Origin of the sequence: Roseovarius aestuarii, from assembly GCF_019966515.1 — a bacterium.
Classification (GTDB): domain Bacteria; phylum Pseudomonadota; class Alphaproteobacteria; order Rhodobacterales; family Rhodobacteraceae; genus Roseovarius; species Roseovarius aestuarii.
Genome location: NZ_JAIMIB010000002.1, coordinates 155518 through 169611 on the forward strand (window position 1 = coordinate 155518; position 14094 = coordinate 169611).

Here is a 14094-nt window from a genome sequence, read left to right on the forward strand (position 1 = left end):
GCCACCCTATGGCTTCAGCTTGCGGTCGTCAGGTAAATCATTCATCCACAGTTCCTTGTCATCCGCCCGGTCATGTTGCCATGTGTCGCGCGTGCAGGAACAGACTTTGCCTGAACAGGCGCGCCAGAAACCGGGCTCGCAGAGGGGTTTCATCGCCGCGCATTCCGCGCCGTCCCACCCGCCGGTGCAATAGCAGACATTGGTGACCGGGTCGCAGAGGCGCTCGGCCTCGTCCGTGGCGACTGCCGGGCCGGGAAGGAGGGTCACGTTCAAAATGAAGATGTAAAGAAGGCCCCGGGTCATGGGGCAGGGATAGCAGAGCGTCGCGTGCCTCGCCACAAGGGGCAAGTCAGATCGTGGCCCAGTCGGTGAAGTGATAGGGCAGCGGGCGCCGGGTCCAGGGCGGATGCGGCAGCGCGCGGCGTACAGGCCGGTTTTCGGTGTTCCTTTTGAACAGACATGATCTGCCTCCTTTCCCTATAGATATGGGAGGCGCAGAACGACCCAGCCAGAGTCTGTCGAGGGGTCGTGAAAAAGTGTTACAGAGGACCTCAGAGGGTTTGTGTCGTTGGTGAGATGAGTTTCCAATCACCGAAAACTCGTTAGCAGTACCCTTTCTTCCACATACACTTGCATATAGCTCCTGCCCGAATAACACTTTCAATGAGTTCATTTTTGGGAGCTGCCGTATGGTTGAAGTGAAAGACCGACAACATGTGACATTAGCGTCGACGAGTAACCTGATTATTTTCAAGGCGCAGAGCGATGTAGCCATGAACAACGATGAATGGCCGGGTTTATCCAGTTTTGTCGAAAGCCATTTGGTACTGAAGCCGCTAGCAACGTTGCTTAATGAACTAGGTGTTGGGGCAAGTAAACTCCGCGCAAATTGGTTTTACTTAACAGCCGGCGATCCTTTTGAGGTTGAGTTCAAGAGTGAGCCACTCCTAGCGTCCCAAGCCATCCAACTAAGTCATAGCGGAATTAGAAGCCTTAGAAGCGGAGGATGGGAAATTGATACAATTGATGGTCCGCTAAAGATTGAGTTTGAACGGCTCGAATCACACTTCGGATCATTCTCCATAAAAAGGACGCTAAAGGTTGTATTGCCAGACCCCCAACAAGTTTCCAGTGCTGTTCTTGCTTCGTTGATATTTTCCGTGATTCCAACTTATGGAGAAAATATAACAGTTGCCGAAGGCAAAGCGGAAAATAGCTTGTTCGTTTGTTATCTGAACCGGACAATGCCTGATGAATTTGGTCAAATAATGGACACAGCTGTAACTGATCTGAAAATGAGTGCAAACTTTTCCGAGTTAGAACGTCAGCGAGTTTGGCGGAACCGACAACTGTGCTTGAAGGCTGCGGGTTATGATCCGGGCCTTATTGACGGAATTAATGGACCTAAAACAGAAGCTGCGTTCAAGGAATTTGCAAAAGATATACCGAGCGCCTCGTGGAAAAACGAAAACATAATTCGCCTCTTGATTATGCAAGCCGCCAGTCTTCGAGGAAGCAAAGATTCAGTAATAACCCTCAATATGAAAATCTAAGATCATGCTTTATAACGGTTAAGAGAAACTCTCTGACGGTGTTTCGATTGAGGGTACTATTACCTCGCAAACTTCTTGTGCTTCATCCGTTTGGGCTCCAGCGCATCCGCCCCCAGACGGCGTTTCTTGTCTTCTTCGTAATCCTCAAAATTGCCTTCGAACCATTCGACATGGGCCTCGCCTTCGAAGGCCAGGATATGCGTGCAGATGCGGTCGAGGAAGAAGCGGTCGTGGGAGATGACGACGGCGCAGCCGGCGAAATCCACCAGGGCGTCTTCCAGGGCGCGGAGGGTTTCGACGTCGAGGTCGTTGGTCGGTTCGTCGAGTAGGAGCACGTTGCCGCCTTCGCGCAGAAGCCTTGCCATGTGGACGCGGTTGCGTTCGCCGCCCGAGAGCAATGAGACTTTTTTCTGCTGGTCGCCGCCCTTGAAGTTGAAGGCCGAGCAATAGGCGCGGGCGTTGACCTCGGCGTCGCCCAGCTTGATGATGTCCTGTCCGTCGGCGATCGCCTCCCACACGTTCTCATTGGGGTTGAGATCGTCGCGGGACTGATCGACGTAGGATAGCTGCACCGTGTCGCCGTATTCGACGGTGCCTTCGTCGGGTTTTTCCTGTCCGGTCAACATCTTGAAGAGCGTTGTTTTACCAGCACCGTTGGGGCCGATCACGCCGACGATGCCGCCGGGAGGGAGCGAGAAGGAGAGACCTTCGATCAGGAGCTTGTCGCCCATGTGTTTCTTGAGGCCCGTCACCTCGATTACCTTGTCGCCGAGGCGCGGCCCGTTGGGGATGACGATCTGGGCGCGGGCGAGTTTCTCGCGCTCGGACTGGCTGGCCATTTCGTTATAGGCGTTGATCCGGGCCTTGGATTTGGCCTGCCGCGCCTTCTGGCCCTGCCGCATCCATTCCAGTTCGCGTTCGAGCGTCTTCTGTTTGGATTTGTCCTCGCGCGCTTCCTGCGCCAGGCGTTTGGCCTTCTGTTCGAGCCAAGCGGAGTAGTTGCCTTCGTAGGGGATGCCGCGGCCACGGTCCAACTCGAGGATCCAGCCGGTGATGTCGTCGAGGAAATAGCGGTCATGGGTGACGATCAGGATCGTGCCCTTGTAGTCAATGAGGTGCTGTTGCAGCCAGGCAATGGTTTCGGCGTCGAGGTGGTTGGTCGGCTCGTCCAACAGCAGCATGTCGGGCGCTTCGAGCAGCAGTTTGCAGAGCGCGACGCGGCGCTTTTCCCCGCCCGAAAGGGATGTGACGTGGGCATCATCCGGGGGGCAGCGCAGGGCCTCCATCGAGACATCGATCTGGCTGTCGAGATCCCAGAGGTTCTCGGCGTCGATCTGATCCTGCAGGGCGGCCATTTCGTCGGCGGTCTCGTCCGAGTAGTTCATCGCCAGTTCGTTGAACCGGTCGAGTTTTGCTTTTTTGGCGGCGACGCCGAGCATGACGTTGTCGCGCACCGAGAGGGTTTCATCCAGCTGCGGCTCCTGCGGCAGGTAGCCGACGCGCGCGCCCTCGGCGGCCCAGGCCTCGCCAGTGAAATCGGTGTCGAGGCCGGTCATGATCTTCATCAGGGTGGATTTACCGGCGCCGTTGACGCCGACCACGCCGATCTTCACGCCGGGCAGGAAGCTGAGATGGATGTTCTCAAAGCATTTCTTGCCGCCCGGATAGGTCTTGGAGACGCCTTGCATGTGGTAGACGTATTGGTAGGCTGCCATGAGAATGCTCCTTCAGATCGAATTTATCCCCAGATAGACAAGTGCGCAGGTGAGGGCAATCACCCGATTGTGCCAGTTTGCAGGGCGTTGGCGAGCCATTCGCGCAGCTTCGCGCCCTTGGTGGGGTTGACCTGTTCGAACCAGGCTATGCGCCCGGCGAGTTGGTCGATGAAGATGCGATCAGCGCGGCGCGGGTCTACGGGATCGCGCAGGTGATGGATCACGGCCTTGAGGTGATCGTAATCGGCGCGCGGCAAGTTTAGGTGGCGGTTGACGACTAGGCCAGTGACGGTCTGTCGCCGATGGGCCGGTTGGATACGGGTTTTTGCGGCGTTCAGTACAAAACCGCAATCGCGCACGATCTGCGGGACCATGCGTTGCAAGGGGTTTGCAATGGGGGCATCGCCGGAAAAGGTAAGGTCGTCGGCGTAGCGGGTGTAATTGGCACCGAGCGACCGGGCCAGACCCGCAAGACGAGTGTCAAGCGTGAAGGCGGCGAGATTGGCCAGTGCCGGGGAGGTGGGTGCCCCCTGCGGCAGGTGTCGGCCTGTCAGGTGGTCGCGATCCGCAAGGTGGGCCGTTGCCAGAACGTCGCGGGGCGTGAGCGCCGTGGTAAGCCCGGCCAGATGCCGCGCCACCGCAGCGGGGTACCCGAAGGATCGGAAAAGCCCGTAGATGCGATGGTGATGGATCGAGGGGAAGAAACCGCTGAGATCGAAGCTGACAACCATCTCCTCGCCCGCGTGGCGCGCAGCCGCTTGGGCACAGTTTTTGCCGCGACAAAACCCGAAGGCAGCGGGGTGCGTTGGAATGTGGGCAATCATGTCGCGCAGTATCCGGCGTTGAAGCTTTTTGAGAAAGGGCCGGGGTTCTTCGATTAGCCGCAGGGTACCGTTACGTTTGGCGATCAGATGATGGCGGTAATGCGGGGCGAAGGCGCTGTCTGCATTGGCAGAGAGACCAAGTAGGTCAGCAAATCGTGTCAGTTGCAGGGGCGGCAGCGCCAGCCAAGCCGCCAGATCATCGGAGGTGGTCAGTACGGGCAGGCCAAGGCCGTCAAGCGCGGGCACCGGCCGGAACTGTGGCGGATCGATCAGTGGATCGGGTATGGCGCCAGTCAGCGTGAAATGCCGGAAAAGTGGATCAGTGGCCGGGCTTTGCTTCAGGTACAGCAGTATCTGCCTGTCATCCGGGGCGGCGGTCGCCGGAAAGGTTTGCTTCAACTCGCGTGCAAGGCGGTGCGACACGGACCGCAAGCGGGACGGCAGACGCTGCTCAAGGTGATGCCGGATATCCCAGAATGTCCACTCAAGTTGGCTCAGCCCCTGCGAAAGCGGGCCGAAAAGCAAGTCTTGTTTCGTGTACCGCGCCATCAGTCAGAAACGGACCCCAACCTGTCGTGTCCTGCATGACCGGTCCTGGGCGAAGCCCAGTGGCGGTCATGCGCCGAATGTCCAGCGTAACGGTAGTAAGATGGGGAAGCCCCATCCGGCCGAATTTCTCCGGCGGCTTGGATTCCGTTTCTGACTGCATCAGCTTACGCCGGGAACCGGAGGGGTCAAGCCCGGACCGGCTGCGATGCAGGGAGTGCCGCCTCGGCTGCGCGCCGGAAATTCCTTGATGTGGCTGATTTCAGTGAAGCGGCGGAAGAGGCATTGTTGGCAGCTAGGCTTTGCGCAATAGTCGGGCACACCTGTTGGGGGGGATTGCGGTTGCGACTGGGACATGCGTTGGCGAATAGCATCTTGGGGCAGGCATTGCGGATTGTGCGCCTGCGGGCGATGGCGCTGATCTTGGCGTTGCCGGTTGCCGCTTGTGACACCTTGCCTGTACTGACATCGACAGCATTCCCCGGGATGCATGGCGCACCATCGAGCGCACAGGTATATTACGTCACGGACCGTTCTGCCGTCCGGGGCGCGGGCCCGGCACTAAACTATGGGCATGAGCGCAGCGCTTCGATGGCGTTCGGGCAGACCGAATTGAGTTTTGATAAGCTGGCGGTGGATGCCGGCGCGCGGCAGATAAGGGTTCGGGGTGTCACGGAACATCTGAGATTTCCCGCCACGCCGCTGCCACTTTCTCAAACCAAGGGAGAGATTGTGACGGATCGCGATGCACTGGCGAATTATAATGCAGTGGGTCGGGCATTCCAGGACCGGGTAGGGCAACTGCTGAAGGAAGCGGGGCAGGACCAGGTCATCATCTTTGTGCACGGCTACAATAACGACTTCGACGAAGCGATGACGACGATGGCCAATATCTGGCAGGCGACCGATCGCAATGCGGTACCGATTGCATATACCTGGCCCGCCGATAACCCGGGGCTGTTCGGATATTTCAAGGATCGTGAAAGCGGTGAGTTTTCGATCTTTCACCTCAAGGAAACGCTGCGATTGCTGGCCGGGGTGCCGGGGTTGAAAAAGATCCAGTTGATTGCCCATAGCCGGGGCACCGATGTGGCCACCACCGCGCTGCGCGAGATGGTTATCGCGGCACGGGCGGCCGACAAGAACCCCCGGTCAGTGCTCAAGATCGACAATCTGGTGCTTGCGGCGCCTGATCTGGATATCGACGTGGCGCGTCAGAGGTTGATCGCCGAAAGATTTGCCCCCGCCTTCGAACGTGTCACGGTCTATATGAACCCGTCCGATGGCGCGCTTGCTTTTGCCCAGACGGTGAATTCCGGCACCCGTTTTGGGCGGCTGTCATTCGAAGATCTGAGCGCGGCCGAACGGGAAAGTATCGCCCGGGTCGGTAATGTCTATTTCATTGATGTCAGCGGCGTAGTCGATCCGCGCGGACATTCCTATTTCCGCGAAAATCCGGTGGTACTTTCGGATATAGTAGCGCTTCTGAAAACTAGTGCCAGCCCGGATGATCCTGTGCGCAATCTGAGCCGCATCGACGCTAATTTCTGGATGTTGGAACAGTTCCCGGATGTTATATTTCAACCCTCCGACAGGTAGGCGAACACGGGCAGCATGAACTGATACGAAGCTCCAGAAGGTGAAGGCGCCAGGTTTGCGCCTCTCCGACCTGGGGTGGCATCCACCTAACAATAGCATTGCGCGGGGGATTTCTCTGGACGACGCAGGCGGGGCTGCGCTAGGCGGGTTAGATGCGCTATCAACTGCCAAAAACCCGACCGGGGCAGGTTGTGGGACTGTTGGGGGGATCATTCGATCCGCCTCATGCAGGGCATGTGCACCTGACCCGCGAGGCGTTGAAAAGGTTCGGTCTGAACCGGGTCTGCTGGTTGGTCAGCCCCGGAAATCCGCTGAAGTCGCGCGGCCCCGCACCGCTGGCAAAACGTATGGCCGCCGCTCAGGCGATCATGAATCATCCGCGGGTGTCGGTCAGTGATTTCGAGGCGCGTGTCGGAACCCGCTATACCGCCCAGACCCTGGCCGCCCTACGGGCGACGCATCCGGGCGTGCATTTCGTCTGGCTGATGGGGGCCGATAATCTGGCGCAGCTCGACCAGTGGCAGGACTGGCGCTGGATCATGGACAGCGTACCGTTGGGCGTGCTGGCTCGGCCCGGTCAGCGGATCTCGGCGCGGATGTCCAAGGCCGCGCGGACCTACGCCCATGCGCGCCTGCCGGGGCGGATGAGCCAGTTGCTGGCGCGCGCCGAGGCCCCGGCATGGTGTTTCATAAACATGCCGATGCGCACGATATCCTCGACTCAGTTGCGACAGCGCGGCGACTGGACCGGGTGACAGCAGTACCACTGCCGAAAATTTGAACCCGAAGTGAGGCGGAAAGCGGATTGTCTGTTCCGTACCGGTGGGGTTAGGTTGCGGTCATGAGCAGGTACACTTCGAGACGCGTCTTTCTGGGCGGGCTGCTAAGCGGTTCGCTAAGTGGTTTGGCCGGGGTCGCGATGGGCGAGGCGCCCAGCGTGTCGCTGCGGCCGCAACTGCGTCCGGATGGCTCGCGCAAGAAAACCGCAACCGGCGTCGAGACGCTGATCCGCGAGGCCAACCTGAGCGGTCGCGTGGGATGCGCCGTGGTCGACGTGAAATCTGGCCGTGTGCTGGAAGGGGTAGAGGCGCAATCGGGCCATCCGCCCGCAAGTGTGACAAAGGCAGTGACCGCGCTTTATGCACTGGACGCACTGGGCGCGGACTACCGCTTCGAGACACGGCTGATGGCGGTCGGACCGGTGGAGGATGGCGTGTTGCAGGGTGATCTGGTGTTGGTGGGCGGCGGTGATCCGACCCTCGATACCGATGGGCTGGCCGAGATGGCAACCCAGTTGAAACAGGCCGGTGTCGAAAGCGTCAAGGGTAGGTTTCTGGTCTATGGCGGGGCGCTGCCCTTTACCCGTGCGGTGGATGAGGACCAGCCCGAGCAGGTGGGCTATAACCCCTCGGTGTCCGGCATAAACCTTAATTTCAACCGGGTGCATTTCGAATGGAAACGCGGCAGCGATGGCTATGATGTGACGATGGAGGCGCGGACCGGTAAATACCGCCCCAAAGTCACCGCGGCCCGGATGCAGGTCGTGGACCGCAAGGGGCCGGTCTACACCTATACCGATGGCGGCAGCCATGACAGCTGGAGCGTGGCCCGCAAGTTTCTGGGCAAGAACGGCGCGCGATGGCTGCCGGTGCGCAAACCAGAATCCTATGCCGCAGAGGTATTCGGCACGCTGGCGCGGTCCGAGGGCCTAGCCCTTGGGCTGGCGGAAGTGGTGAGCGAAGTGCCTGCCGGAGGGCGCGTGCTCGTGACACGGCGCAGTGATCCGCTGAACGAGATTTTACGCGACATGCTGAAATACTCGACCAATTTGACCGCCGAGGTGGTCGGACAGGCGGCGACGAAGAAACGCAAGGGCGAGGTTCAGTCGATCCGGTCTTCGGCGCGTGAGATGTCGCATTGGGCGCGCGAAGTGCTGGGCATGAAAGGCGCGCGGCTGGTCGATCATTCGGGCCTCGGCAGCATGTCGCGGCTGTCGCCCGAGGCGATGGCCAGGGGATTGGCGATGGTGCACAGGCAGGGCGAGTTGAAACCGATATTGAAACCGGTCGCCCTGAAGGATGCAAACGGTCGCAAGAACAAGAACCATCCGGTGAAAGTGACGGCGAAAACCGGAACGCTTTATTTCGTCAGTGGCCTAGCCGGATATATGACAGCTGCAGATGGCACTGAGATGGCATTTGCCATCTTTGCCGCCGATAAAAAGCGTCGCGACGAGCTGCCCAAGAAACTTGGCGATCGACCGCCGGGTGCTCGGGGCTGGAACAGCCGCGCCAAGCGGCTGCAGCAGAAGTTGATCGAACGCTGGAACACGGTCTACGGCAGTTAGGGGCTGGGCGGCATCGCCGGGGGCCATTGGTTGGATCAGACGAGCGTCAAATCCTGTCTTGTCGAGTCTTATCTGAACCGTCATTCACGATCGGCGCGGCTTCTCAATGTTCGGGTCAACGCCGGTACAGGGCAAGTTTATCCGCGCCCGCGATAGGTTGGCACGCCCTGATCGGGGATCCAGACGCCTGCCGGTTGCTCGCCGGTCTGATAGAAGACGTCGATCGGGATGCCGCCACGCGGATACCAGTAGCCGCCAACGCGCAGCCATTTGGGCTCCAGCAGCTCGATCAGACGTTTGCCGATGGTGACGGTGCAATCCTCGTGAAAGGCACCGTGATTGCGGAATGAGCCCAGAAAAAGCTTCAGCGATTTGCTTTCGACCAGCCAGCCATCGGGGATGTAATCCAGCACGATATGGGCAAAATCGGGTTGGCCCGTCATCGGGCAGAGCGAAGTGAATTCCGGCGCGGTGAAGCGCACGGCATAATCCGTGCCCGACTGTGGGTTTGGCACCTTTTCCAGCACCGCCTCTTCCGGGGAGTTGGGCAATTCGGTCTGTCCGCCCAGCTGGGTGAGGTTCTTGTAGATATCCTGATCGGCCATTTGGGGCTCTCCTATTTCTCAGACGCCGCGCTTGTTGCCCCAGACGAGCACATGCAGTTGCGGCAGGATGCGGGGGGTGAACCAGCGGTCGGCAAGGGCGCGCTCGATCAACCATTCATAGCGGGTCATGATGCCGGGCAGGTCGATGGCGTCACTGTCGGGCCCGGGCGGGGTGTGGTTGCCCGGTTGCAGATATAGCGGCAGCGAGGGGTAGCCGGCGGCCACCTCGCGCGCCCATGTGTAATCGTCTTCATCAAAGATCACGATTTTCATGACACTCTCGGTTTCAACGGCGGCGGCGATGCACGCGTCGAAGGCGTCCCAATCGACGGTCTCGCCCGACGAGGGTGGTTTGGGGCTGAGAATGAGCGGTGCCAGCTCGCAAAACCAGTCTCGCGCGACCGACCCTTGGGTTTCCATCGCAAAGCTGTAGCCCTGCGTCTTGCCCAGTCGGATCAGCGGCCCGAAATCCTGGATCGCCGGGTTGCCACCCGAAAGCGAGATCGTCAGGGGTTGGCCGCCGGATAGCTCTGTGACCTTTCCCATGATCTCCTCGGCGGTCATCGGCTGCCATTCGTGGCGATACCGGCTGTCGACCGCATGCAGGCTGTCGCACCAGCTACACCGATAGTCGCAGCCGCCCGCGCGCACAAAAACAGTCGGCACCCCGATAACCGAGCCTTCGCCCTGAATGGTCGGGCCGAAGATTTCCGAGATGCGCAGCCGGGTCATGGCCGGTATTCCGCCCATGTTTTGGGGGTTTCCGAGATGCGCAGGGCGCTGACCTGATCCCAGCGGGCGCGGCACCAGTCATATAGGTCTTTTGCCAACCGTTCCGAGGTGACCATGTCGTGGCCGAAAACGTCATTGAGGTGCCGGTGATCAAGCTCCTCGTCTATATATTTCTTCAGCGGTGCAAGCGCGCGGTAATCCAGCACAAAGCCGTTTTCATCGAGCGTGTCCGAGCTGAGTTCGACCTCAACTATGTAGTTATGCCCATGCAGCCGCGCGCAGGGGTGATCGTCGGACAGGCCGCAGAGCTGGTGGCTGGCTGAGAAGTGAAATTCCTTGGTGATCCGGTACATCAATGGGCCTCCACCGCTGATTTCCAGAAGTCGGGATCGGCATAGGCTGTCGGGTCTTTGACACCCGCGATGTCAAACGCTTCGCGCCGCTCGACGCAGGTGCCGCAGCGCCCGCAATGCAGATCGCCCCCCTTGTAGCACGACCAGGTGTCGGCAAAGGGCGTGCCGTGTTTTGCGCCAGCGGTGACGATGGCGGATTTCGGAACATGCACGAAAGGCGTGAAAAGCTGCACCGAGGCATAGCCGTCCAGCGCCTTGTCCTGCATCGCCTGGAACGCGTCAATAAAGTCGGGACGGCAATCGGGGTAGATGAAATGATCCCCGCCATGCACCGCTGCGGCAACGGCATCCGCGCCCTTTGCCGCCGCCATACCGAAGGCGATCGCCAGCATGATTGCGTTGCGGTTGGGCACGACGGTGACTTTCATATTGTCCTCGGCGTAATGCCCGTCGGGCACGTCCAGATCATCGGTCAGCGCGGACCCGCTGAGATGCCGTCCAATATGCCGCATGTCTATCAGATCATGCGGCACGCCCAGCCGGTTGGCGGCACGGGCGGCGAATTCAACTTCTTTACGGTGCCGCTGGCCGTAGTCGAACGAGATCAGACCCACCAGTGTATGTTCTGCCGCGACCAGGTGGGCAAGCGAAACGGAATCGAGTCCGCCGGAGCAGATGACGAGTGTCTTCATTTTCAGGTCCTTGTTTTATAAGCCGGGTAGGCTGCGACCGGCGCTCACGACGGGTGAACAGGGGGCATTTAGACAAAAAACCGGGGAATGGCAAATTCTGTGTAAGGCGGTTTCATGAACCGGCGCGCAGCTCGCGCAGGAAGTCGGGCAATTCACGGGCGGAAACGGCGGCTTCGCGCACCAGATGGTCGAAATGACTGGTCAGGGCCTGCACCCGTTCGGTATCGCGAAACGCCATGTAGTTGCGCCCGATATAGATCACCGCAAGCAGGGGGCCGAAGATGGTGACCGGGGCCGAATAGACCCGGCGCGCATCATAGAGGTAAAGCCGCAGGCGCGGGTAAAGCTGCTGCGTGACCTCCAGCAGGTTATCCAACTGCGCTTGCCGCAGGCCGATATCGAGACCGCTGTAATATCCTTGACCGCGGGCAAAACTGGTCAATTCGTGGACCGGCAGGGCAATCTCATAGTCCGATTGCGTGCCGCGCATCCACGCCAGGCGATCCTCAGAGGCGCCGATGGCCTGATCCGTGGACCTGCCCAGATGCGGCGCGTATTCCCATTCCAGCAAAGCACGGGTCTTGAGCATGTCGGGCAGGCTGGTGGGCACATGGCGAATTTTGTAGCCCGCTGCCTCTTTATGCCACTGGAAGATCTGTTCATCGACCAGCGCGCGCGGAGCTTCGGTCAGCGACAGCGACGTGGCAAGAATATCGGCAGCAGTTTCAGGCCGGTCGGTAAGGCCCAGCAGCCAGTCGGCTGAAATGCCCAGAGCGGCGGCGCATTCGCCCACCACCTGCGCGTTGGGCAGGCGCGCACCCTGACCCTTGAGCAATTGCGAAATGGTGGATCGGTCCACGCCGACACGGCGTGCAAGCGCGCTCTGGTTGACGTTGCGTTCGCGCATCGCGTCACCCAGTCGGACGCGAAACAGATCTGCACGCAGGCGTTTGTCGGTTTTTTCTATCATATGGTGATTATTATCACCAATGCAGAAGAATGTTAACCAGAAACGGAATCCCCTGCTGTCAGTTTCTGTCGTAACAAAAATGTGAAGGGAACTATTGGGGAAATTATGGAAACGAAGCGGCGCACCCTGGTGAAGGCGGTGGTCTGGAACCTGATGGGACTGGCCACGATGAGCCTTGTCGGCCTTGCCATGACCGGATCGGCAGCGGTGGGCGGCGCGATTGCCGTGATCAACACGCTGATCGGGCTGAGTTGCTATTTCATCTACGAACGGGTCTGGACGCATGTTCGCTGGGGGCGGTTTCATGACTGAGACACGCAAAGCTGTTGAATGGCCCACCCTGGCGCTGCTGGCTTGCTGCTATGGCGGCTGGGGGCTGTCGCTTTTCTGGCTGTCGGCGCTCTGGCTGCCGATGGGCGTCGCGGCCGCAACCGTTCTGATCGCCCTGCATTCGTCGCTGACGCACGAGATGATCCATGGTCATCCGTTCCGCATATCGGCCCTGAATGAGGTGGTCGGTTTTCCCTGTCTTGGACTGTTCATCCCGTTTCGCCGCTTCAAGGATCTGCACCTGGCGCATCACCGGGACGAAATGTTGACCGATCCTTATGACGACCCGGAAAGCAATTATCTTGATCCGGCGGTATGGGATCATCAGCCGCGCTGGCGGCAGCGGCTTTTGATGTTCAATAACACGCTCATGGGACGCATGCTTGTTGGTCCGGCGATTGGCCTGCATGCGTTTTGGCGTGGGGATCTGGCGGCGTTGCGCGCGGGGCATCGTGCAGTGACGATCGCGTGGTTGCTGCAGGTGCCGTCGGTAGCTTTCGTGCTTTTCGTTGTCTGGCTGTCTCCAATGCCGCTTTGGGCTTATCTCGTGGCGGCTTATTTCGGCTACAGCATCATCAAGATACGTACCTATCTCGAACACCGCGCCCATGATCAGGCGGGTGGGCGCACGGCGATCGTCGAGGACAGCGGGTTGTTGGCCTTTCTTTTTCTCAACAATAACCTGCATGTGGTGCATCATATGCATCCCAGGGTCGCCTGGTACGATCTGCCTGCTCTCTACCGTGCCAATCGGGCTACATATCTTGAGCGTAATGACAGCTATGTCTACCGCTCTTACGGTCAGATATTCCGGCAACATTTCTGGCGCGCCAAGGATCCCGTGCCGCATCCTCTCTGGCCTCGGCAATAATTCCCGTGCATGACGGGCCGTATGGAGGCCTGGATTATCCTTTCCGTCGCAGCCGCCGCGTTCCAGACGCTGCGTTTCATGCTGCAAAAACATCTGAGCATGGGCGCACTCAGCACCGGCGGTGCAACCTTTGCGCGCTTTGCCTATTCCATGCCCTTCGTGGTGACGCTGGCGCTTGGATATCTGGCCTATAGCGGCGTGGCATGGCCGCATCTCGGCGGCGCGTTCTGGATCTATGCGTTCAGCGGAGGTCTGGCGCAGATTCTGGCGACCTGGTGCGTTGTGGCGCTGTTCGCGCAACGGAATTTCGCGGTGGGCATTACCTTCAAGAAAACCGAAGTGATTCAGACAGCGTTGATTGGCCTGATCGTGCTGGGGGACCGGATCAGCCTGACCGGGCTGGTGGCGATCGTGATCGGGTTGGTTGGTGTGCTGATCCTGTCGGACAACCGGATTGCAGGGCAGGGGGCGCGGCTATTCAATAGGGCGGCGGGGCTGGGGCTTGCCTCTGGCGCGCTCTTTGCCATCTCGGCGGTGGGCTATCGCGGGGCCACGCTTGAGATTGCCAGCGACGATCCGTTCCTGCGCGCAGTCGTGTCGCTGGCCATCGTGACAACAAGCCAGGCCTTTGGCATGGCGGCCTGGCTGGCCTGGCGCGAAAAAGGCGAGATTTCCCGTGTCATCGCTGCACGCCGCACCGCCGTATGGATGGGGATCACCGGGATGGGTGGCAGCCTGTGCTGGTTCACCGCCTTCACGCTGCAAAACGCGGCCTATGTCTTTGCCGTGGGCCAGATCGAGGTGATTTTCTCACTCATGGCCTCGGTCCTGTTTTTCCGCGAGAGAGTGGCGGTGCGCGAGTTACTGGGTATCGGGTTGTTGAGCGCCAGTATTCTGGGGCTCGTCCTGTTGGTGTGACGCGGCGAATGGTTTGTGGGTCTGATTGCGCAGCTTATA

15 protein-coding genes are annotated in these 14094 nt (G+C 59.6%); 7 read left to right on the forward strand and 8 right to left on the reverse strand.

Annotated features, from left to right (window positions below):
* Positions 1-6: 6 nt before the first annotated feature.
* On the reverse strand, positions 7-267 hold the full coding sequence (locus LC334_RS03895) for a hypothetical protein (protein WP_223412876.1): 261 nt from the start codon (positions 265-267) through the stop codon (positions 7-9).
* A gap of 422 nt (positions 268-689) precedes the next feature.
* On the opposite strand from LC334_RS03895, the gene LC334_RS03900 reads away from it, so the two are divergent.
* Positions 690-1553 (forward strand): peptidoglycan-binding domain-containing protein, encoded by an 864-nt coding sequence (locus LC334_RS03900; protein WP_085798935.1) that lies wholly within the window; start codon positions 690-692, stop codon positions 1551-1553.
* Positions 1554-1612: 59 nt separating this feature from the next.
* On the opposite strand, the gene ettA is transcribed toward LC334_RS03900, so the two are convergent.
* Entirely contained in the window at positions 1613-3268 is a 1656-nt protein-coding gene (ettA, locus tag LC334_RS03905) for an energy-dependent translational throttle protein EttA (RefSeq protein WP_085798936.1), read from the reverse strand.
* Positions 3269-3327: 59 nt separating this feature from the next.
* Positions 3328-4641: a reverse transcriptase family protein gene (locus LC334_RS03910; protein ID WP_085798937.1), complete on the reverse strand. Its 1314-nt coding sequence runs from the start codon at positions 4639-4641 to the stop codon at positions 3328-3330.
* Between the two features lie 357 nt (positions 4642-4998).
* Between LC334_RS03910 and LC334_RS03915 the strand changes: the two genes are divergently transcribed.
* From LC334_RS03915 to dacB, 3 genes are all read left to right on the forward strand, one after another.
* Positions 4999-6237 carry an alpha/beta hydrolase gene (locus LC334_RS03915; protein ID WP_085798938.1) on the forward strand — a complete coding sequence of 413 codons (1239 nt, stop codon included), beginning with the start codon at positions 4999-5001 and terminating at the stop codon, positions 6235-6237.
* A 152-nt stretch (positions 6238-6389) separates the two neighbouring features.
* Complete coding sequence (locus LC334_RS03920; protein WP_085798939.1) at positions 6390-6992, forward strand: nicotinate-nucleotide adenylyltransferase; 603 nt, start codon at positions 6390-6392, stop codon at positions 6990-6992.
* Positions 6993-7078: 86 nt separating this feature from the next.
* Entirely contained in the window at positions 7079-8584 is a 1506-nt protein-coding gene (dacB, locus tag LC334_RS03925) for a D-alanyl-D-alanine carboxypeptidase/D-alanyl-D-alanine endopeptidase (protein WP_085798940.1), read from the forward strand.
* Between the two features lie 137 nt (positions 8585-8721).
* Here the strand turns inward: dacB and queF are convergent, their stop codons facing one another.
* The 5 genes from queF to LC334_RS03950 all read right to left on the reverse strand — a co-directional run bounded on the left by queF (position 8722) and on the right by LC334_RS03950 (position 11936).
* Positions 8722-9189, reverse strand: coding sequence for a preQ(1) synthase (gene queF, locus LC334_RS03930; RefSeq protein WP_085798941.1), 468 nt, complete (start codon positions 9187-9189; stop codon positions 8722-8724).
* Between the two features lie 18 nt (positions 9190-9207).
* Positions 9208-9921 carry a 7-carboxy-7-deazaguanine synthase QueE gene (queE, locus tag LC334_RS03935; protein ID WP_176237614.1) on the reverse strand — a complete coding sequence of 238 codons (714 nt, stop codon included), beginning with the start codon at positions 9919-9921 and terminating at the stop codon, positions 9208-9210.
* Positions 9918-10274 carry a 6-carboxytetrahydropterin synthase QueD gene (gene queD / locus LC334_RS03940; RefSeq protein WP_085798943.1) on the reverse strand — a complete coding sequence of 119 codons (357 nt, stop codon included), beginning with the start codon at positions 10272-10274 and terminating at the stop codon, positions 9918-9920. Before queD ends, queE begins: the two co-directional genes overlap by 4 nt.
* The gene (queC, locus tag LC334_RS03945; protein WP_085798944.1) at positions 10274-10966 is read right to left on the reverse strand and encodes a 7-cyano-7-deazaguanine synthase QueC; all 693 of its coding nucleotides are present in this window, start codon (positions 10964-10966) and stop codon (positions 10274-10276) included. The genes queD and queC overlap by 1 nt, the downstream gene beginning before the upstream one ends.
* Positions 10967-11078: 112 nt before the next feature.
* Complete coding sequence (locus tag LC334_RS03950; RefSeq protein ID WP_085798945.1) at positions 11079-11936, reverse strand: helix-turn-helix domain-containing protein; 858 nt, start codon at positions 11934-11936, stop codon at positions 11079-11081.
* A gap of 105 nt (positions 11937-12041) precedes the next feature.
* Between LC334_RS03950 and LC334_RS03955 the strand changes: the two genes are divergently transcribed.
* The 3 genes from LC334_RS03955 to LC334_RS03965 are packed head-to-tail and all read left to right on the forward strand — an operon-like array spanning position 12042 to position 14055.
* A complete protein-coding gene (locus tag LC334_RS03955; protein ID WP_085798946.1) occupies positions 12042-12248 on the forward strand; it encodes a DUF2061 domain-containing protein in 207 nt (68 codons plus the stop codon).
* Complete coding sequence (locus LC334_RS03960) at positions 12241-13137, forward strand: fatty acid desaturase (protein WP_085799165.1); 897 nt, start codon at positions 12241-12243, stop codon at positions 13135-13137. Before LC334_RS03955 ends, LC334_RS03960 begins: the two co-directional genes overlap by 8 nt.
* 21 nt (positions 13138-13158) lie before the next feature.
* Positions 13159-14055 (forward strand): DMT family transporter, encoded by an 897-nt coding sequence (locus tag LC334_RS03965; RefSeq protein WP_085798947.1) that lies wholly within the window; start codon positions 13159-13161, stop codon positions 14053-14055.
* The last annotated feature ends 39 nt before the right edge of the window (positions 14056-14094 follow it).